Raw genomic sequence first — 20,781 nt, 5'->3', positions numbered from 1 at the left:
TTCTTAACTCCAGGTATCCGTTCTGCATATCTGCAATCAGGATATTCTGAACTAATGGCTGTCAAACTCCTCCAGAGACGGCACATCTTCCTCAAAGGTTTCCTGACCCAGCTCATTGATCCGTGTGTTTCCCGCCTCTCCGTACTGGTACAGCTGATCTAACAGCTCGATGGCGGCGCGCAGTTTTGTACGCAGAAGATAACCGCCTGACTGAGTGGCCGCCAGAATGGTACCCATGGAGATATTTGGATTCCAGTCATAAGCCCGGCCGTGGAACACCTGAATCTTTTTTAAGACCTCCCGAATCTCACTGTCTGTCAGTGGGGCCAGCTGCTGGGCCCTGGTAATCAGATTTAAGACAGTCCGAACCGGTTCCTGCTGCTCAGGATAAATTTCTTCCAGGTTCTCATAATCATGCTTCGTCTCTATGACGTCCTCCGTATAGGAAGCGCCAAGTGCGAACAGGGTATAGATTCCTTCCAGCCGCTCATCAGGGAGCAGGAACTGGGCCATATTCCGATACGCGTTCAGCCGGGCTTTCTTGCTTAAGCGGCCGATCAGCTCCGTCTCATCAATCAGAATGACCCAGCCATTATATCCCATCAGACGGAAAAGACGGCTCAAAAAGGAAAAATAGTCTCTACAGTGCTTTGTTTTGCTGAAATTGACATTATATTTCACCCGCTCATTATAAATACGCCTGTATATCTGCTTGAGCAGCACGTTTGCTATAAAATCACCTTCCAGGTCCGCCTGAAGCATGAACTTCTCATCCAGATCTTCTGTGTTTAAATAGGCCCGCAGCAGATAATAAAGTTTGTCTGTCTCCAAATGTTTGGCCGCATAGAGCAAAAGCTCATTAGCAGCCGGACTTCCCGGAGTCATCTTCTCTAAAATCTGTGTAAAACCGGGCTGCACACGCTTTGGAAGAAAGGTATTGTTTACCAGCTTCTGATAGACCAGGTATAATTTGTCAAAGGGCGTTTCCTTGCTCAGAGAGAGGTACGATACCACCATATTGTTGGAATGGGCCATGCTGAAAACAGTGTTTAAAAGATGGGTCTTTCCCTCCCCATATTTACCCGCTATTATCATTCCCTTGGATTTTCCCGTCTCACAGGTCTCATCTAAATGGCCGGATATCTCCTTCATAATTCCAGGCCGTGCTTCTGAGAAATACTGCCCCACCGCCCGGGATGGAATTCCTGAACGCAGAGCCTCTATTACATGCCGCGCTTCAAAATCAAACATTATCTTCACCTCCCAGCGTTGCCATGTTCACCAGCCTCGGCAGGGAAACACTACCGTTCTTAGCCCGACTTATCAGGGCCTTACATGTCTCCAGGCTGATGGGACGGGCGGTGTCTCCAAGCCGCGTGTAGGTGTCGGCCAGCTTCCTTGACATCTCCATCAGGATCTGCGGCGTATACACCTCCGCCGCCAGGCGGTCTAAATCCACGATATCGGCAAATCGGTTAAAATGTTCGCCCACCACTTCATTCTGAATTCGCATCCACAGCGCCTGATAAGATTTAAGTCCGGCGCTGTCATGATCCAGAAGTTCCCGTTCAAAGGCAAATACAAACATAATGTTCTTCATGCTGTCAATGTCATCAATCAGCTGCCGGATGCTTTCATATGTATCTTCCCGTTTCAGCTTTGTATAGTGGACAGGGTCTAAGCTGGAACGGCTCAACAGAATCTCCAAATTATCCACGGTAATGAACAGCCCTGAATACCCCGCCATGCGGATTACCTCGGCCAGTGACCGGAGCATGTGCCTGGCGTTGTATTTTGTAATGCGGACAGGCGAAAGGCCGAGACTCCGTATGGAGGAAAGCTTTAAGCTTTTGTCCCCCTCCAGCCAGGATAACAGCATCTGCCGGTTCTGGTCTTCCAGAAAAGGATGGCCTAAAATCCCGCCGGTCAGCAAACTGCAGGCCAGCGCGAAATTATTATCGATCAATGGATTCTCCAAAAACATGGACTTAAGCTGAAGGCGGATCTCCCTGCGCGTGATGGCGTCCCCCAAATCGTTCTGGGACAAATAATCCATAAAGGTCAGCCCTTTTGGTATCTCCTCCGGGGTAAAGCCCAGATTCTTAATAATCTGTATGCCGCAGCGCCTTAAGCAGTCCAGAATGTCAGTCTGGCAAAGCGCCTGAATGTAAATCTCCTTAAAATCGTGAATCCAGATATCACGGGCGGAAAATCCCGCTGTCACGTAACCTTTCTCCCTGGCTGTCATGGCTGTATATTTAAGCAGGTGGCTTTTCCCGCTTCCGGGCCTGCCGGTTACGAACTTGATTTTGCTTCCGCCTTCCCGTATATACTCTTCAAGATAGTGCTTCTGCCAAAAATCGGTAATGAAATTCATGCCTGCTGACAGCTGGCGAAGAAGTTCGGTATCATCCGGCGCCTCTCCCGCGGATAATCGTTTCTTTTCAAACCCAAGCCGGTCAGCCGGAGTTTCCGGTTCTAATCCGGTCATTCTGTATTCGTCCGTCATACGGTTTTCTCCTTATTGAAAATAAAACGTCTTTTACCGGAAAAAGCGGATCGTTGACAGGTACTCTTCCCGTCCCTGGCTGTCCAAAATTCGGATTGCTTTATTTCCCTCACGGCTGGGGCCGAACTGGATTCTCCGCCCGTCTTTAATTTCCTTAATTCCGGAGCCGTAAAGTCTGGCTAAATCAAAGGCATAGCTCTGCTGGTCATAGTCTCTGCGGAATCTTCCCATAGGCGCCAGGAATTTATACAAATTAGTCAGGTAAATATCAGCTTCGGGCTGCCTTTTCAATTTCAGAAGCGCCAGGTCATAGACATCAGCCAGTTCATTGGCAAATGTAAGGGCGTTAAAGGACGCCTTCATCAGCTTGTCCTGTCCGGCCTTTACCTGCCTGGCAAAGCTCTTAGGACGCATACACTGTACCTTCTTCCGGTCCAGATAGAGATCCTGGTTCTCCGCGTCGATTTTCACCCTATAGGGAAACATCTCATAGACAGGGAACTCGCCTTTCACATCCACGCCCAGTTCCCCGCAGGCCTCCAGCATCTGGGCTGCAAATTCACCATCCCCAAAATATTCCCGGGAGTTAAAGCCTGCTTCCAGTTCCTTCATAGCGCTCAAAACGCGGGCTTCCTCAGCCACCGCTGACTCCAGAAGTGCGATGTCGCGGCGAAAACTCTTTAAATCCCCGTTCTCCATTTCTTTGGCAATCATTTTATGAAGCTTCTGAACCCCATTGATCTTGTCCTTCATTTCTTTCTCTAAAACCTGATATTCGCTGTATAATTCTTCGTAATTCATATGTCCCTTCCTTACCGTCTGTGTGACTGTTGTTTTTCTCAGTCCAGTATACTAGAAAAATGCGAATTTTACAATATTATATGTGAAATGTGATGTCCGCTGTGGTTGGATATGGTATACTATAGGCACTTATAATGCGGCCATAATAACAAAAGCGGCAGCCGCCCTACAGGAGGCTTTTATGGAATATCAGTTATATCTCTGGCAGGAGAAGTGCTTAAAAGAATGGAAGAAAAAGCACTGCCATGGAATCGTCAATGTTGTTACAGGAGCGGGAAAGACGTATCTGGCCTTAGCCGCCGGAGAGCTGCTTAGAGAGCAGACAGCCGTGTCTGATCTCAGGATTAAAATAGTGGTTCCCACTGCATCTTTGCTGGCGCAGTGGGGTGCTGCCATACGGAATTTTTTTGACGGGACCGTATCCCGCCAGGACATTGGTTTCTATTACAGCGGCCAAAGAGACACACCGGACCGTCTGTTTATGATTTACGTAATCAATTCCGCCCGTTATTCTCTTGCCCGCCATATTGTCAGGGATCTTGAAGAGGGATTCACGGTTTTTTTAATCGCAGATGAATGCCACCGCTATACCGGAGACGAAAATCGAAAGATATTTGACTTCCTTCCCTTTACTAAAAATTGCCCTGAGCAGTATGCATCTCTGGGGCTGTCCGCCACGCCCGGGCTAAACCGGCCAGAAAACGCGTCCGTTCTCATTCCCGCCCTGGGCCCGGAGATCTTCCGGTATGGACTTAAAGAGGCAGAAGAAGATGAGACGCTTTGCCCTTACGCCGCCTTTCATATCGCGCTTTCTTTTACCCCTCAGGAAAAAGCGGAGTATGAGGAGCTGAGCGGCAATATGAGGAAAATGTTCCTTAAGCTAATCTCCCATTACCCAAGCTTAAAAGGGCTGAACCGCTCCGCCTTTTTCCGCAGGCTCTGCCAGATTGCTAATGAAAAAGGGGACTACGCATATTTAGCCCGGTCATACTTAAACTCGTCTCACAAACGCAAAAATCTTACCAGCGAAGCCATGTCCCGTCTTCAGTGTGTCATAAAGCTCATAGGACTTTTAGATAAAAGCGCAAAGATTATTATTTTCGGTGAGCGGATTAAGCAGGCCGATATCCTGTATGAGAAGCTGGACCGTCTCTATCCCAACCAGGCCGCGCGCTGCCATTCCGCTATGGATCCCAGTGCAAGAAAGCTTGCTCTGGAACGTTTTCGTGACGGCGAAGTGCGTATTCTCATCAGCTGCCGCGCTCTGGACGAGGGCTTTGATGTGCCGTCCGCCAGCGTCGGAATCGTCATGTCCTCAGCGTCGGTCAACCGGCAGCGGATTCAGCGCCTGGGCCGTATCCTGCGGCGGCACGAGGGGAAAGAGATTGCCAGTCTATACTATCTATATATTGCGGAGTCCTCCGAGGAGGCCTCCTATTTTCCCGTAGAATCCCAGACATCCGCGGTCTGTGAGCTGTCCTACCATTGGGAAAATGATACGTTTTCACACCCTGCCTACGAAAGGCAGGTCCGAACTGCCATGCAGCGATTCAGGCGGGCGAAACCGGACGTCTCGCTTTTGTCCGAGGCAGCAGGCTGTTTTGAACGCGGCATCGTAGGGCCGGACTGGCTCATGGGCAGGGCATACTGTACTGTAAAAATCCAGTTGTCAAAGACAATCGCTGAAAGGAATTACTGGATTTGTATGAAGCAGATTGCCAGATAACTTAAATATATTTGCCTGCCCTGTTAATTAGGGATACTAAAATAAACCTGCCCTGCCTCCAACGGCACCCCTTTGGCCGCATACATCTCGCTGACCGTAACAAACTGGTATCCCTGGGCAGCCAGCAGGGGGATGACCGTCTCAAAGGCCTCGGCCGTGGCTGGATAAAGGTCGTGCATCAGCACAATACTTCCATCCCTTGCCTGGGAGAGCACAGATGCGGCAATGGCATCCTTGTCCTTACTGGACCAGTCCTGCGTATCGATATTCCACTGAATCATGGGGTAGGATACCAGACCAGGCACCTGGCTCTTAAAGGCGCCATAGGGGACACGCACCAGTTTTGGCCGAAAACCTGTTACAGCCTCCACCGCATCGTTGGTCATCTCAATCTGAGAAGCCACTTCTTCCGGAGAAATCTTTTCCAGATTCTTATGGTTGAATGTATGGTTTCCTATCTCGGACCCGGAATCCCGGATTCTCTTAAGGGTATCCTTGTAGTCATTGACGCGGCTTCCTACTATAAAAAAGGTAGCCCTGCCCCCGTAAGCCTGAAGTGTGTCCAGGATTCTTATATCCACGCTGTAATAAGGGCCGTCGTCAAAGGTAAATGCTATCATGGGCTTAGAGGCGTCAGCAGGCCCGGAAACAGGGAACAGCTCATTTTTGCCGCCTGCCGGGTCTAAGGACGCATCACTGGAGGGCGGGGCGGCCTGCACCACGTTTCCCGGCCCATCACTGGATTCTGCAAAAGGCGCAATGGTCTCCGGTGTCTGCTGCCGGCCTTTTTCAGAATCAGACAGAGACGGCCCCAAGACATTTCCCTGTTCTCCTGTTTTGATTGAATCCGACTGATTATTCCTTGCTTCGCTGTTTTTTGCTGCTATCCGGACAGCGGGACCATTGCTCCTGCCCGCCACCACATTCTTTCCATAAAAAAACAGCTGTGCACACCCAATCACAACTGCCAGAATCAAAACCAGCTTCACACCAAACTTCAGGGTAGACTTTAATTCCTTCTCCCGCATCTTTGCCTGTCTGGTCTTACTGATTCGTTTCTTCATTTTGGTATCCTTTGACATAAATTCTGGTCTCCTGTGTATTTTAAATGCAGCCAGCCTTTGACCAGCCTGTTTATTGTAAACAAATTAAGTAGTGCTGTCCATGGATTTAAAGAAATTGAAAGAATATGTCACAATAACTCAATAAACGTATAGGAATAGATACCACTATCAAAAAGATATCAGCCGTCACAACTGCGCGAAATGACGTGAGAAAAAATAGTACCGTACAAAATCTCCTAAAATGAATATGAGAAAAAATATCATGAGAAAAAATGTCCTCAAATCAATGCCGTTTCTTGAAGAATTTTAATTTATATGGTAGAATTATCCATGAAAGGAATTTGATGGTTTATATCGGGGTTTGATATAGATAAAATATGGGATTACCAGGAAACGGGGACTTACTGTGAGAAACGAGAAACTGATTGCACTTATGAATTTAAAGGGTATGACCCAGGCAACCTTATCAAAGGAGACACACATACCTGCCAGCACCTTGAAAAGAATTATAAACGGGGAAAACCAGAAGGATAAGATGGTGCACATGGAGTCCATTTCAAAGGCACTTGGCACTTCCGTCCATTCCATTTTCGACATTCCGTTGGAAACGCCCCTTGCTGCTGCGCTTCGCCCGGATGAAGCAGGAGCATCTGTCACCAAGCTTCTGACTTCAGACGAATCCCTGCTCATTTACTGGTTCCAGAATACATACCGCGAAGGCCAGGCAGCCATCCTTAAACGGGCCAAGGAAGAATACAACAAAACCCAAAACGAAATATCAAAAAAAGTGACGTCACTTGACAAACAAAAAGACAAACCCGATGATTTCGGCCAACTTTCCCTTGAGCTTAAAACGTAGCCAAGCTGCGGTGAGTTTTGCCTCATCGCAGCCTTTTTCTCACATTTTAAGCATTCTGTTTCGTCTGGCCGGCCGTTCTCTTAATCTGCAGAGGCATCCTGACTCCCATGGGATTGAGGATCACGCCCTTTGCCTCTTCTGTCATGATTTGTGGTATCTTGTCAGCCGTCACCACAAGGGGGCGCAGTTTTCCCTCCCGGTTAAACCTCTGGAACTCTAATATGTCTGTAAAGATGGCCTGGAATAACTGTTCGTTCACCTTTACAGCTGCCAGCCCCTTACCCTCCTTCTCCACAGGAACAATGAAACTGCCCTTGCCGAAATCATTGGAAATCTCATCCTGCCATTCCTTAATCTGCGGCAGGTTCTCCTGCCCCGGTTTCCTTCTCAGTTCCTGCATGTAATACAGCATGGTCAGATGAAGGGACGGATTCTCCACCCATATCTTCTCCCCCGACTCCTGTCCCTGCTGATTATTGCGCTTCACAAAGTCCTGCAGCTGAATCAGGCAGTCTCTCCCGCCGTCTTTTACCAGCAGCGCATTGACCCCAAGAGTATAAAGGCTGGTGTAGAACATCAGGAACTGCCTGTTCTCCAGCTTCATGGGCCTGACAGGTATTCCTGCCTCGGTCTGTTCTTTTGACTCCTTTATGGCTGCCTGACCGTCAAAGAAAACAATGATTTCGTCATCATAGGTTTCCTGGTCGCAGACCACATAGGGCTCTCCCGTACACATGGAAAGCAGAACGTAAAGCTCCCCTGCGTTCTTAAGACGGTACATGATTTCCTGTTTTCCTGTAGTTTCATTCGGTTTCATTTGTTTGTTTCTCCTTTATGGTTTTTCCCTCTTTTCAAATGATACACAGCTTTATTATTTTACCATATCATAAACCCATTGCCAAGCGAGACCTCCCTGCTTCGCTGTCCGGGCTACGGCTTTTTACCAAGTTATTTTCTGAATATATCCACATCCACATTGCCCGTGGAATAGATCCCGGTCCGTTTCTCAGCGCTCCTGAAGCCGGCTACCATGGCAGCCTCTGCTATTTCATTCTTTTTCAATCCAAGGTCATAGCCCTGCATGTTGTACGGAAGCCAGCCCAGCATCATGTCCCACGGGCCCGAGCCATCCCGTTCGATTCCCTCTGAATAGCAAAGCAGCACGCCGCCCGGATTCATGGCCTTATAAAGCTTCTTCATAAGGCTGGCCAGCTCCTGTTCCACGAAGCTTAAGGTGGCTATGGCCATAATCAGGTCATAGCCCTCCCCTATATCATCCGCCAGGTAATCCCCTGTCATAGGAACCGCCCGCCCTTCCAGGCCGGTGAGACGGATGGACTCCCGGATTGCCGGTTCCATAGCAGGGCGGTCATAGAGAATCCCGGATATATCCTCCCGTTCCCCAATCACTCCCAGGCCCAGCAGCCCCGTTGCGCAGCCTAAATCCAGAATTTTCCTGATTACCGGATATTCCGGAAGTTCTCTTACCATTCTCTGTATCTCAGTCTGGCGGAAGCCCATTTGAGACTCCCGCATGTTCTGTACGTACTGCTCAAAGGTCAGCTGCCCTCCCAGTCCATGGCCCCCGCCGGGGCCGTCTTCAACCAGCCTCTTAATATCCCTGCATCCCATGCACTCCTCTGCGCAGTTAAAGGCCAGATGGCCGCCGATGTATTCCGGCCTGCCTTTTACAAGGTAGCGGTCCGTTTCCCTGCAGTTACAGTACATCCCATCCCTTTTCCAGATAAATCCCAGACAGTAAAGGGCGTCCAGGAAATACCGCGTGTTATCTTCATTCCACCCTCTCTCCTCTGAAAGCTCCCTGACGCTCTTACGCTGGGTAAGGCCCGAAAAGACATCCAGTTCCACCGCCGCATTCAGTACACCGACATACAGCGGGAGATAGGGAAGCCTGATGAGCCTCCGTAAAATCCCCTCTGATGAAAATGAATCCATAGGCATTGATTTCCCCTCCAATCCCCCCATACACAGTTTCCGTTTATTACCTCCTCACTAATAGTATATGTTTATATCTCCGGATTGTCCTACTGTCCTGACGGTATATAGGCTCCCAGCACATCCCTGGACTTTCTGACCACCAGGCCGCTTCCTCCGGCGTTTTTCACATCCTCCACCATACTGACCATAAGAACCGGCTTCTGCATATCCGCATCAGCCGTGTACACGGCAAACCATCCCAGTTCCGTGCCGCTTGTATCTTCCTTGGATGCTTTTATCTCAGCTGTTCCTGTCTTTCCTGCCAGGGTGATGTCTGAACGCATGGCAGCGTGTCCTGTGCCGTGTTCCGAACTGATTACAGCCTTCATTCCGTCCTCCACGATCTCTGCTGTTTCCGGTGTGCAGGCATCCTCAATCCAGACCTCCGGCTCCGGTGTATCCTTGTATACAAGATAGGGCTTCAGGACCTTTCCCCGGTTGAGGTACATGGTATAAAGGGATGCCAGATGGACGGGATTTACCAGCACCTGGCCCTGACCGTATCCGCTGTCCGCCAGCTGGATTTCCGTTTCAATCTGGTCCGTATTGGAGTACTGGGATTCCGCCACCGAGATTTCAAAGGGAAGCTTCTGGTTAAATCCCAGCCGGTCCAGCCCTTCCATAAAATCGTCTTTGCCGATTTTCAGGGCTGCCCTTGCAAAGTATATGTTATCCGAGTAAATATAGGCATTTTTAAGGTTGACCGGGCTGTAGCCGTGAAGGGTGGTAACGTAATATCCGCCCCAGCCCGCATCCTTCTGCCAGCTTAGTCCTGCCGCGTCCTCCCCGAAATTCTCATCCGGCGTAAGGGCGCCTGTGGTAAGGCCGATGACGCCTGTGATGGGCTTAAAGGAGGAGCCGGGGGCAAAGCGCTGCCTGAAACGGTTTAGCATGGGCTTTCTCTCATCCTCATTCAGCCCGGCCCAGGTTTCCTCCGACATGCCCAGGATGAAGTCATTGTCATCATAGCTGGGGGTGTTCACCAGAGCCAGAACCTCTCCTGTGTAGGGATTCATGGCCACTGTACAGCTTTTGCTGTCCTCAAATGCATCATACACCATCTCCTGCAGGCTGCTGTCTATGGTGAGGGTAATATCCTGGCCGTCAATTCTGGGAATGGCTGCCAAAACCTGCTTTTCTTCTCCCTGGGACGTGACAATGGATATAATGCGGCCATTCTGTCCCTTTAACTCCTTCTCAAACAGACCTTCCATGCCGCTCCTGCCTATGACGCTGTCTGACAGATATCCTTCCCCCTTGTGCTCCTCAAGATCCTCTGCCGTCACATTCTGTACATAGCCCACCAGATGGGCCGCTTTCTCGCCCAGGGGATAATACCTGACAGGCGTATCTGTGATCATGACGCCCGGAATGGTCAGAAGTTCGTCCTGAAGCGCCCTGTTCTGTACATTCTCATCCTCCGGAAGTTGGGACTGGAGATTGAGCTCATCCACCTTCTTTAGCGTCTTAATGGGAACAAGGGAATCATCCTTAACCCAGCCAGCCGACAGCTTTTTGCGGATGCTGTCAGCAGAAACGCCTAAAAGCTCTGAAAGCCGGTTTAAGTCGTCCTCTGAATATTTATCCGCCTCCCGGCTCATCTTTCCCGGCACAAGCCCCACCATGGATGCGCTGCCCTTTCCGGCCAGCATAATACCGTTTCGGTCCAGGACGCTTCCCCTTACGGCCTTATCCGTGGTGACCCTTACCTTGTCGTTCCAGCTCAGGTTGGGAAATATGACGCGGTCGTTCCAGATCAGCCTGTATTCTTCGTCTTTCTTTCCATTCTTTTTCTTTCCGGCCTCTTCACTCTCATAGCCTTCTGTCCCGGCTGCCTCAGAGGATGCCTCCAGCTTAAAATCCACCCGGTTCAAAAAATGGATGGGGCCTGCGGAGCTCTCCATGCTGGTCTCATAGCTGACCGTCTGAATCCCCTGGTCCTCCTTCTCCTCCACTCCGGTAATATCCACCCGGATGGAGGAAGCGCCGATGCCCTCGTATATATTCTTATTTCTGGTGATAAAATCCTCCTGGCTGATGTCCATACGGCTTCCGGAATCCAGCATCCGGTACATGGCCTCGTAATTTCCCTCAGTCAGGTATCCTATATACTCCATGAACCGTTCATCCGGCGTGGCCCGCCGTACACCGGCCTGCCCCTTTGCAAACCATAAAAATGCCATGCCCGCAGCAGCGGCCGCAAGACACACCAAGACCAGGGGAATGATAATAACCGCCCTTGATCTTCTTCGTTTTCTTCTGCTTCTCATTTTATATTCCTCTCAAATATCCATGATTATACCGGTCCAGACATACCTTGGCTGAATCCATCTATAAATTGTTGCACATGCAGCAGGCAAAATCAATAGCGCAACCGAATAATTAAGAAAAAAAGAAGAAAACCCGGATAGTCTCCCTGCGTTGCTCCGGCTCCCAGGATGTTCAGGTCCAGGGTCCTGTCTATCTTCCACCCTTCCCCTGTTTTTACACACTGGAACAGTCCGGCAAAGCAGCAGACGCGTTCTCAGTCCGGTCAGCGTGAGCTATATGGGGAACCCGGCCGCACCCGGCCGTTCCTGTGATGACCGCCATGGCCGCGGCCGTGCCTAAGGACAGGATAATATTCCTGATATGATTCTGCAAACAGTCTTCTCCTTTTATCCGGTCACATCTGTACCGGCAGTACAAATTCCTGGTTCCATCCATAGGAGGGGCTTTGAAGCTTCAGCCGGATTACAGATTCCCCCTCCTGGTATACTGCCTTGAATCCGGCCAGCTCACCCGCATTATATTTGTCTGCCCCTGCCATATCCGCCATTGCGTATACGGTTTTTAAGGGGTCTTTGGAACTGTCCTCCTGGCCTTTCTCCGGCTGCACCGCATTTACGTAGTACAGGTTCTTATCCGCGTCCCTCATCTCTGCCCTGGCATCGATGTAGGCCATATGCTTGGTAAGAGGGTTTCCGTTTTCATCCGTGCCATATTGATAAAGTTCATCCATGGGACTGACTCCGTTCAGATATATCCTGCAGTCCCTGAATTCCACCACCATATCCAGAGGCTGCCGCTCCCCGGAAACAGGTATCTCCAGCACTGTTCCCTGCTCCGGCGATATGACGATGGGTTTCTCCGCATGCAGGGACGCTTCCGTAACCACAGCTCCCTCTGGTATCCTGTACAGTGTCTCCTGAATGCTTCTGGGCCGAATGCCGGACAGCTGGTCCAGTGATGTTGTCAGCTGTTCCCCCAGCACAGGCACCAGTTCGGTGGTCCTTCCATCTGACAGCGTAGCCATCAGTTTTCCGCGGCTGAATCCGATCCTGTATCCATCCTGTGAGTAGGTATAGGTGGTAAGCCTGAGACCGTCCTCCTCCACTCTCTCCTCTGCCATCCCGTAAAATCCTTCGTGGTCCACCATTCCCTTTATATCCTCCAGCGAATCATAGGCAGGCGCCCTCTTAAAAACGATTTTCATAGGTTCTTTAAAGCCGTCCAGCCAGAGTTCATAGACACCCTCCGGCTCATCCAATGTAAACCGGCCCTTTCCTATGGTTTTCTCCGACACTTCGGATATGTAGTAGCCGCCCTTTCCATTATCTTTGTAAGAGATGCTGTTTTGCTGCTGGGCAAAGCCCAGTCCGGCCATTCCCTTGCCGTTAATACGGTCAAAGGTGACCGCCCTTGCGCCTTCCTCCTTCTGCGCTTTCTTTTCCGCCCGTATTCTGTCCCGAAACGCACTGTGTCCGTAAATGTTTTTATCACTGTCAATACAGAAATAGCTGTCATCCCAAATTGTGTAAATCCCCTGTTCCTGTTTTTTCTGTTTTTCCTCCTCCTGTTTCAAAATCTCCTTTACCTTCTCATCCGGTATCAGGGTCACGGTATCATCCCTCAGCTTCACCCTGACGCTGATCACGTTATCCTGATACACCGCAGAAAGAAGCCTGGCGCTGACTCCATCCTCATCTGTTTTCATCTGGCTTGCGTCCATGTCCAATACATACAGGGCCGGTTCCCCCTTTTTACATATGCCGTATTCGGGAACCATCTGCCACCGGTCCACTGTCCCCGGACCGTCTGCCCCCTTCTCCGCCTTAGCCGTCTCCTGTCCATCTCCCATAGCCGGTGTTCCCGGCGCGTCCCTCTGCCTTTGAGACTCCTCTGCTTCCTGGACGTTCTCTCCTTCCGGGGCACCATTCTCCCTGTCCTTCTGTCCTGTGCCGCCCTGTCCCCGGACATCCGCGCTGCTCTCCTTCTGTTCCCCGGTCCCGCTGGCCGCTGATTGGCAGGCCGCCAGACTTACAGCCATGAACAAAAGACATGCCGCAAGTCCCGGGACTGTTATCCTGTGAATTCGTATTCTGCAGAGTTTTTTTCTGTAAGCTGATATTCCGTGGATTTTTTTCATATTAATCCTCCTCGTTTAGAACGCTGCGCCGCGTCAGAAAACGTCCGGCATAATTCCTATCCTAATTTTACCATATCATCTTTTTTCAGTGCTGAACTTTTCTTTAATAATCCTTACAATTACGCGGACCGCTTTATTCCGGGATAAATTTAACGCCCAATGTGTCTTGTCATATGTAAATATATGTGCTATACTGTTGCAGACATAAACAGAAAGCCAAATGAAAAGCCGGTGTCACTCTGCCGGCAGAACAGGGGAAATTATGACAAAGCAGGAAGAAATAGAGCAGTTAAAAGCAAAGCAGGACGCGGTCATCCTGGCCCATTACTATGTGGATCCCCAGGTACAGGAAGTGGCGGATTACATAGGAGATTCTTTCTATTTGAGCAAGGTTGCGGCCGGTCTTGACCGCAGAACCATGGTGTTCTGCGGTGTCTCCTTCATGGGAGAAAGCGGAAAGCTCCTGAGTCCGGACAAGGTGGTCCTGATGCCCGACGCACAGGCAGACTGTCCCATGGCCCACATGGTAACAAAGGAGGAAGTGGAACAATACAGAAGGGAATATCCTGACCTTGCAGTGGTCTGTTACATCAATTCCACTGCCGAAATCAAGTCCTGGTCCGATGTGTGCGTCACATCTGCCAATGCGGTCCAGATTGTAAGAAACCTGCCAAACCGGGACATCCTTTTCATACCGGATAAGAACCTGGGACGGTACGTGGCCAGCCAGGTGCCTGAAAAGCATGTGATGCCGGTAAACGGCTGCTGCCCTGTCCACGACCAGATGTCTCCCAAGGAGGTATCCGCCTTAAAGGAAATCCATCCAAACGCCCAGGTACTGGCCCACCCGGAATGCAATGCCCAGGTACTTGAGCTGGCTGATTATATCGGTTCCACCACCGGAATTCTCAAATTCGCCGCCGGCAGCACTTCCCGGGAATTCATCATCTGCACGGAAAACGGCGTGCGCCATGAACTGGAACGGCAGAATCCGGGCAAACACTTTTATTTTCCTGATACAGAACCAATTTGCCGGGATATGAAAAAGATAACACTGGACAAAATCATCCATGTCCTGCGCACAGGACAGAATCAGGCATCCGTACCCAAAGCCTATGTCCCGTCGGCCGGCAGGGCTCTGGAGCAAATGCTTAATCTGGCCCGGTAGCCGCCTGAAAGCAGATTTCAGGCGGTCGATTTCAGACAGTCGATTTCATAAGGAGGCATTAGGAAATGACAAAACATATATACTGTGATGTGGTGATCGCGGGGTGCGGGGCGGCAGGGCTTTACACTGCCCTGAATCTGCCAAAGGACCTGCATGTTCTGATGATATGCAAGGAGGATATGGACACCTGTGATTCCATGCTGGCCCAGGGGGGCATCTGCGTGCTCCGGGGCGAGGACGACTATGAGTCATACTTTGAGGACACCATGAGGGCCGGTCATTATGAAAACCGGAAGGAGAGCGTGGATTTGATGATACGCACCAGCCCCGGCATCATCCGGCATCTTCTGGAGCTAGGAGTAGGGTTTGACAAGAACCCGGATGGTAGTTTAAAATATACGAAGGAAGGCGCCCATTCCAGGCCCAGAATCTGTTTTCATGAGGACATCACCGGTAAAGCCATCACCACGGTTCTCCAGGAACAAACAGCCGCGCTCCCCAATGTGAATATCATGGAATACACTGTCATGACGGATATTCTGACCGCAAACGGAGCCTGTGCCGGCATCCTGGCCAGGACAGGGGACGGCAGTACCCTCTCCATACACGCCCGGGACACGGTCATGGCCACCGGGGGCATCGGAGGACTCTACCAGCATTCCACTAATTTTCCCTGTCTTACAGGTGACGCGCTGACCGTTGCCCGCAAGCATGGCGTAAAACTGGAGCACCTGGATTACGTCCAGATACATCCCACCAGCCTTTACACGGAAAAGCCCGGCAGGTCCTTTCTCATCTCGGAATCAGCCCGGGGCGAAGGAGCTGTGCTCCTTAACGGCAAAGGAGAACGCTTTGTCAATGAGCTGCTGCCCAGGGACGCGGTATCCCAGGCCATTGAAGCTGAGATGGAAAAAGAGGGAAGCAGGCATGTTTGGCTGTCCTTTGCGCCCATGCCCCGTGAAACCATACGGGAACATTTTCCACATATATATGAAACCTGCCTTGAGGAAGGTTATGACATCACAAGGGAGCCCATCCCGGTGGTGCCTGCCCAGCATTATTTTATGGGCGGCGTGTGGGTGGACCTGGATTCCAGAACCACCATGGAGCATCTGTACGCAGTGGGTGAAACCAGCTGCAACGGGGTTCACGGAAAGAACCGCCTGGCCAGCAACAGCCTGTTGGAGAGCCTGGTGTTTGCCGGGAAAGCCGCAAAAAGAATAGAGAACAGCCAGAAAGGGAGAATTAATTATGAATCCAATTACCATGCAGCTTGTTGCTGACAAATACATACGTCTTGCCCTGGAGGAGGACATCAGCAGTGAGGACGTGTCCACCAACTCAGTCATGCCCGAATACAAAAAAGGCGAGGTACAGCTTATCTGCAGGGAGGACGGCATCATTGCCGGATTACAGATTTTTGAGCGCGTATTTACCCTTCTGGACCCGGAAACCAGGGTTGTCTTTGATGTCAGGGACGGGGAGGAAGTAAAGAAAGGCCAGCATCTGGCTACAGTCACAGGGGATGTGCGCGTCCTCCTGTCCGGCGAACGGACGGCCCTGAATTATCTGCAGCGGTTAAGCGGCATTGCCACTTATACACATACCGTTGCGGGGATGCTTGAGGGTACCGGGACAAGACTTCTGGACACCCGGAAAACCACTCCCTGCATGCGTATTTTTGAAAAATATGCGGTGCGGATTGGAGGCGGGCAGAATCACCGCTATAACCTGTCCGACGGCGTGCTCTTAAAGGATAACCACATCGATGCAGCCGGAGGCGTCAGGGAGGCGGTGACCGCTGCAAAGGCATACGCTCCCTTTGTCCGCAGGATTGAAGTTGAGACAGAGAACCTGGATATGGTGAAGGAGGCAGTGGACGCTGGCGCCGACATCATCATGCTGGACAACATGACGCCGGAGCAGATGGCTGAAGCCATACGCTATATTGACGGCCGGGCCGAGACCGAGTGTTCCGGCAACATGACAAAAGAAAACATCCGGACCATTGCAGAGCTGGGTGTGGATTATGTATCCAGCGGCGCACTGACCCACTCTGCCCCGATTCTGGATATCAGCCTGAAGCACCTGAAGGTGTTGACGGATTAAACCGTAACTATGTTTTGCAGGAGGGAATGAGAAATGGAATGTGCAATGAACGGAACGCAGAGACGCAGAAAGCTTCTGGATATGATGAGGCAGGCTTCCACCCCTTTATCCGGAGGAGCCCTTGGCAGGGCAACCGGCGTCAGCCGCCAGGTGGTGGTCCAGGATATTGCTCTCCTGCGCACCATGGGCTATCCCATTCTCTCCACCGCCCGCGGGTATGTCCTCAATGAATCCAAACACGCATCCCGTCTCTTCAAGGTCTGCCACACCAATGAGCAGACCGAGGATGAACTGGTCACCATCGTGGACCTGGGCGGAACCGTGGCGGATGTCATGGTCAATCACCGGGTATACGGGAAAATGTCAGCCCCCTTAAATATCAAGAACCGCCGCGACGTGCAGTTGTTCATGAACAATATACAGACCGGAAAATCCACCCCTCTCATGAATGTCACCTCCGGCTACCACTTCCACCATGTCTGCGCCGAGCAGGAGGAGATACTGGATGAGATAGAGGAAGCCCTGAGAAAAAAACACTATCTGGCAGAGCTGCTGCCCTATGAGATGTCCGATAATGAGTAAACAGGAGCCTGATATGCAGAAAAAAACACATGCTGTAAACCCATTTTACTGCGGCCTTACAGTACACCGTTATACGGAATACTCAAAAAAGCTTACAAAACGCCTGCGGGCAGCGCTGATTACAGACCTGCACAGCACCATATACGGCAGCGCACAGGAGCCGATTCTTAAGGCCCTGCAAAGTCACAGGCCCGACCTGGTTCTCATGGCAGGCGATATTGCCGACCACAAAGTCCCACATAAGGGGACTTTACTGCTTTTAGAGGGCCTGAAGGGACAATACCCCTGTTATTATGTTACGGGAAACCATGAGCATTGGATTCACCAGATACCCGACATCAAGAAAATGTTCACCGGATATGGGGTTACTGTCCTTGGGGGCCAGACCATCCGTACAACAATCAAGGGGCAGCCCCTGATCATAGGCGGGGTGGATGACCCCCATGCCTTTACAGACTCCCACCACTCCATTAAACTGGATTCCAGATGGAAGGAACAGTTCTGGCGCTGCTGTTCCCGCACCTCCCCCGCCGTCTACTCCATCCTGCTGTCACATCGGCCGGAGCTCACCAAATATTACAGGGACAGCGGATTTGATCTGATTGTGGCCGGCCATGCCCATGGAGGGCAGGTCCGTATGCCCGGCTGCTCTGGCGGGCTTCTGGCGCCTCACCAGGGCTTCTTTCCCCGGTACGCAGGGGGACAGTATGCCCTGGGAACCACCTCCCTGATTGTCAGCCGGGGACTGTGCATCAACAGGCTTCCCCGTATTTATAATCCTCCGGAATTGGTGCTGGTGGACCTGAGCCCCATTTCATAGAGCGTACCATCCTCTCTATATGCTCTTCCCAGCGGGTCACAAATGGGTCTGGTCCTCCTGCCGGGTCTGGTCCTGCCGGATCTGCTGCCCGCTCCAGTCCCATTCCTTTGGAACCGCGTCCATAAACTTCTCCTCGTATATATCCTCTGTATCCGGCTCCTGAATATACAGGGTGCTGCCGCACATGCCGGTAACCCCATGGCTCTCCATGATGATTTCTGTTTCGCGCCTCCTGCAACAGCTTCCCACAAACGCAGCCAGTCCCCCCGCCAGCACAATCATGGCTATGACCACATAATTGATGATAAAAAACAGGACCATTCCATATTTCAGAATCAGCATCCCGTTCACACAATACCTTATGTCCTTTTGCCGGTATGCCTGGAAGGATCGGACCACGTTCAGTATTCTCAGCACAGCGACCGCCATTAGATAAATCAGCACCCCTGCTCCGTAAAGGCCCAGGCCCAGCCAGGAGCTGCTTTCCGCGTTACCGCTGCCTGCCAGTAAAGCACACTCCAACAGCATCATGTGAAGAGGTACACACAGGGTCATCACCACTGTATATCCAATAGGGAGTATATATTGCCTCACCTTGTTTTCTTTTTCCCACATATATCTTACCTCCCGGAGACGGCGGATTTTATTAAGGTTTTTCTAATTTTTCTTACAGTTGCTTCCAGCATCTTTACATTTTCCAATCGTATGATTACTATACAGTTTAAAGGAGGAGAACCCTATGATTCAAACGATGAAACACGATTTCCAGCTGTCTCCATTCTGCTGCTGCCTTGGAAAACTGACCATTGCCAGCTGGCTGCTGACAAATACCATGTTCCTTTTGGCCAGTCATGTTCCCTTTGTGACACTGGACTTTGTGAGACAGATTTCACTGGAAAGCTTCTTGGGCATCTGGCTTGGAATCTTTCTCTGCATGGTTATTCCCTATGTACTTCCCTCTGCCCGCTCCCGGATTCATTTTTCCCTGATTCCCAGCGTGCTCATGTATATTGCCACCCTGATGATAAAGGAAACGTTCATACTATGATAAAAACCATGGAACAATGGCTGACCGGAAAAAGACTGCTGATAATCCTCACCATCGCGGCGGCTGTCTGGTTTTCGTTCACCGCCGTCATGACAGTGCTGCGGTACCGGCTGAATTACGCGCCGGCTTATGATTTCGGAATTTTTTCACAGATGTATTACTATATGGATAAATGCCTGTCCCCTCTGACCACCTGTGAGCGCGACGGGCTTTTATCCCATTTTGCGGTCCATCTCTCACCTGTCTTTTACGTACTGCTGCCCTTTTACAAATTAGTCCCCCGGCCGGAAACCCTGTTGGTGCTCCAGTCTCTCGTTGTCATAAGCGGAATGGTTCCCTTATGTCTTTTGACCAGGGCATTTGGATTCACCCGCCTGCAAACCCTGTGTTTCGGTCTTATGTACTGCTTTTATCCGGCTTTTATGGGCGGATGTTTTTATGATTTCCACGAAAACAAATTCCTGGCCGTCATCATTCTCTGGTGCATGTACTTTCTGGAAACAGGTCATTTTAAATCCATGCTGGCCTCTGCCGCCCTTCTCCTTATGGTGAAGGAGGACGCGCCTGTCTATGCGGCCTGTATCGGACTTTACCTGTTCCTGTGGAAAAAACAGTACCGCTTGGGAGCCGTTGTCTTTCTGGCGTCATGCGCATATTTCTGTATTGCTATCTGGTATATCAACCGTTTTGGGGACGGAGCCATGATTAACAGGTTTGACAATTTCATATCGGACAAGCGCCTTGGCTTAGTCAGCATGTTTAAGACCATCCTGGTCAATCCGGCCTATGTGCTGTCCCAGATTGCGGTGAAGGACAAAATCCTGTTTTTCCTTGAAATGCTCCTTCCGCTGGGTTTCCTTCCACTCATGACAAAAGACTGGCAGAAATGGACCCTGCTCATCCCCTTTGTACTCATCAACCTGATGTCCAATTATAAATACCAGCACTCCATCTACTTTCAGTATACCTACGGTTCCGGAGCCCTGCTCATTTATCTGGCATTGGTGAATTTCCGGGATATGAAGCATACCTTCGGCCACAGGCGCAAAAACCGTACAGGATATGACGGCCGGCTTCCGGGCTCCGCCTGCGCCTGCGGCCTGCTATGCGGCCTCGTCCTCATAGGAGGCGTGATGTACAGCAAGTCAAATTACGCCAGCCTGTTTCAGCGCCATCATGAGGAGGCCGCCCAGGCCAGGAGCATTCTGGATCAGATTCCCCAGGATGCCTCTGTAAAGTCCTCCACCTTCTTCCTTCCCCAGCTTTCCATGCGGGATGAAGTCTACCTGCTCACAAGCAGTCATCCGGCTGACTATATAGTGGTGGACCTGAGAAAGGGTTATGAAAAGGACCTGGAACAGATTTTGGCCGACTGCCAGGAACATGGGTATGAGCCGGCAGGAACCGTGGACGGCTATGTGGCCCTGCTAAAGCAGGATGTGGAATCCAAAGGTGGCCTGGCACGCAGCCATAAGCAGCTGTTTCACGCCGCCCTCAGCCAGGACCGGCAAAAGCTCCTGCCAGCCCCTCAGCGGAAACTGCATGATGACCATGGGTCCGGATATTATCCGGATAAACCGTCTGCCTGAATCATATATCTGATGAATTTGAACTTTTATGAGAAACAAAGACCTGTTTTTAAAGGATCTAAAGGCACGGCAGCTTCATTCCTATAAGTCCGCCGGCATC

Annotated in this window: 19 protein-coding genes; 9 read left to right on the top strand and 10 right to left on the bottom strand. The window is 50.8% G+C overall.

Annotated elements, in window-relative coordinates; genetic code table 11:
• Positions 1-51: 51 nt before the first annotated feature.
• From G614_RS0124950 to G614_RS0124940, 3 genes are read right to left on the bottom strand one after another with little or no spacing between them, the layout of a single operon-like run.
• Positions 52-1,251, bottom strand: coding sequence for a BREX system ATP-binding domain-containing protein (locus G614_RS0124950; protein ID WP_022202499.1), 1,200 nt, complete (start codon positions 1,249-1,251; stop codon positions 52-54).
• Entirely contained in the window at positions 1,244-2,509 is a 1,266-nt protein-coding gene (locus tag G614_RS0124945) for a BREX system ATP-binding domain-containing protein (protein ID WP_027644033.1), read from the bottom strand. Before G614_RS0124945 ends, G614_RS0124950 begins: the two co-directional genes overlap by 8 nt.
• 33 nt (positions 2,510-2,542) lie before the next feature.
• Positions 2,543-3,310 carry a hypothetical protein gene (locus G614_RS0124940; RefSeq protein ID WP_022202497.1) on the bottom strand — a complete coding sequence of 256 codons (768 nt, stop codon included), beginning with the start codon at positions 3,308-3,310 and terminating at the stop codon, positions 2,543-2,545.
• A 181-nt stretch (positions 3,311-3,491) separates the two neighbouring features.
• Here G614_RS0124940 and G614_RS0124935 point away from each other — a divergent pair, with 181 nt between their 5' ends.
• A complete protein-coding gene (locus G614_RS0124935) occupies positions 3,492-5,036 on the top strand; it encodes a DEAD/DEAH box helicase (protein WP_027644032.1) in 1,545 nt (514 codons plus the stop codon).
• 23 nt (positions 5,037-5,059) lie between these two features.
• Here the strand turns inward: G614_RS0124935 and G614_RS0124930 are convergent, their stop codons facing one another.
• Complete coding sequence (locus G614_RS0124930; RefSeq protein ID WP_027644031.1) at positions 5,060-6,118, bottom strand: polysaccharide deacetylase family protein; 1,059 nt, start codon at positions 6,116-6,118, stop codon at positions 5,060-5,062.
• A gap of 388 nt (positions 6,119-6,506) precedes the next feature.
• On the opposite strand from G614_RS0124930, the gene G614_RS0124925 reads away from it, so the two are divergent.
• On the top strand, positions 6,507-6,959 hold the full coding sequence (locus G614_RS0124925) for a helix-turn-helix domain-containing protein (protein WP_022201154.1): 453 nt from the start codon (positions 6,507-6,509) through the stop codon (positions 6,957-6,959).
• 46 nt (positions 6,960-7,005) lie between these two features.
• On the opposite strand, the gene G614_RS0124920 is transcribed toward G614_RS0124925, so the two are convergent.
• The 5 genes from G614_RS0124920 to G614_RS0124900 all read right to left on the bottom strand — a co-directional run bounded on the left by G614_RS0124920 (position 7,006) and on the right by G614_RS0124900 (position 13,365).
• Entirely contained in the window at positions 7,006-7,776 is a 771-nt protein-coding gene (locus G614_RS0124920; RefSeq protein ID WP_022201153.1) for an SseB family protein, read from the bottom strand.
• Positions 7,777-7,907: 131 nt separating this feature from the next.
• Positions 7,908-8,921, bottom strand: a complete 1,014-nt coding sequence (locus G614_RS0124915) for a class I SAM-dependent methyltransferase (RefSeq protein ID WP_027644030.1) — start codon at positions 8,919-8,921, stop codon at positions 7,908-7,910.
• Positions 8,922-9,004: 83 nt separating this feature from the next.
• Positions 9,005-11,227: a penicillin-binding transpeptidase domain-containing protein gene (locus G614_RS0124910; RefSeq protein ID WP_027644029.1), complete on the bottom strand. Its 2,223-nt coding sequence runs from the start codon at positions 11,225-11,227 to the stop codon at positions 9,005-9,007.
• Between the two features lie 214 nt (positions 11,228-11,441).
• Positions 11,442-11,600 (bottom strand): hypothetical protein, encoded by a 159-nt coding sequence (locus G614_RS31620; RefSeq protein ID WP_155245159.1) that lies wholly within the window; start codon positions 11,598-11,600, stop codon positions 11,442-11,444.
• A gap of 22 nt (positions 11,601-11,622) precedes the next feature.
• Complete coding sequence (locus G614_RS0124900) at positions 11,623-13,365, bottom strand: hypothetical protein (RefSeq protein WP_027644028.1); 1,743 nt, start codon at positions 13,363-13,365, stop codon at positions 11,623-11,625.
• Positions 13,366-13,627: 262 nt separating this feature from the next.
• Between G614_RS0124900 and nadA the strand changes: the two genes are divergently transcribed.
• The 5 genes from nadA (at position 13,628) to G614_RS0124875 (ending at position 18,044) form a co-directional block, all read left to right on the top strand.
• Positions 13,628-14,533: a quinolinate synthase NadA gene (gene nadA, locus G614_RS0124895; protein ID WP_027644027.1), complete on the top strand. Its 906-nt coding sequence runs from the start codon at positions 13,628-13,630 to the stop codon at positions 14,531-14,533.
• A gap of 65 nt (positions 14,534-14,598) precedes the next feature.
• The gene (locus G614_RS0124890; protein WP_022201148.1) at positions 14,599-15,816 is read left to right on the top strand and encodes an L-aspartate oxidase; all 1,218 of its coding nucleotides are present in this window, start codon (positions 14,599-14,601) and stop codon (positions 15,814-15,816) included.
• Positions 15,785-16,642 (top strand): carboxylating nicotinate-nucleotide diphosphorylase, encoded by an 858-nt coding sequence (gene nadC, locus G614_RS0124885; RefSeq protein ID WP_027644026.1) that lies wholly within the window; start codon positions 15,785-15,787, stop codon positions 16,640-16,642. The genes G614_RS0124890 and nadC overlap by 32 nt, the downstream gene beginning before the upstream one ends.
• A gap of 33 nt (positions 16,643-16,675) precedes the next feature.
• Positions 16,676-17,224, top strand: a complete 549-nt coding sequence (locus tag G614_RS0124880; RefSeq protein WP_027644025.1) for a transcription repressor NadR — start codon at positions 16,676-16,678, stop codon at positions 17,222-17,224.
• A 13-nt stretch (positions 17,225-17,237) separates the two neighbouring features.
• Complete coding sequence (locus G614_RS0124875; RefSeq protein ID WP_002583528.1) at positions 17,238-18,044, top strand: metallophosphoesterase; 807 nt, start codon at positions 17,238-17,240, stop codon at positions 18,042-18,044.
• Positions 18,045-18,080: 36 nt separating this feature from the next.
• Here G614_RS0124875 and G614_RS33260 read toward each other — a convergent pair whose 3' ends face one another.
• Positions 18,081-18,659, bottom strand: coding sequence for a hypothetical protein (locus G614_RS33260; protein ID WP_242828217.1), 579 nt, complete (start codon positions 18,657-18,659; stop codon positions 18,081-18,083).
• A 124-nt stretch (positions 18,660-18,783) separates the two neighbouring features.
• Between G614_RS33260 and G614_RS0124865 the strand changes: the two genes are divergently transcribed.
• Together G614_RS0124865 and G614_RS0124860 are read left to right on the top strand one after the other, a co-directional pair.
• Positions 18,784-19,092, top strand: a complete 309-nt coding sequence (locus G614_RS0124865) for a hypothetical protein (RefSeq protein WP_027644024.1) — start codon at positions 18,784-18,786, stop codon at positions 19,090-19,092.
• A complete protein-coding gene (locus G614_RS0124860; protein WP_027644023.1) occupies positions 19,089-20,681 on the top strand; it encodes a DUF2079 domain-containing protein in 1,593 nt (530 codons plus the stop codon). The genes G614_RS0124865 and G614_RS0124860 overlap by 4 nt, the downstream gene beginning before the upstream one ends.
• The last annotated feature ends 100 nt before the right edge of the window (positions 20,682-20,781 follow it).

Origin of the sequence: [Clostridium] clostridioforme AGR2157 (assembly GCF_000424325.1) — a bacterium.
Lineage (GTDB): Bacteria > Bacillota > Clostridia > Lachnospirales > Lachnospiraceae > Enterocloster > Enterocloster clostridioformis_A.
This window is presented reverse-complemented; position numbering and strand designations above follow the sequence as displayed.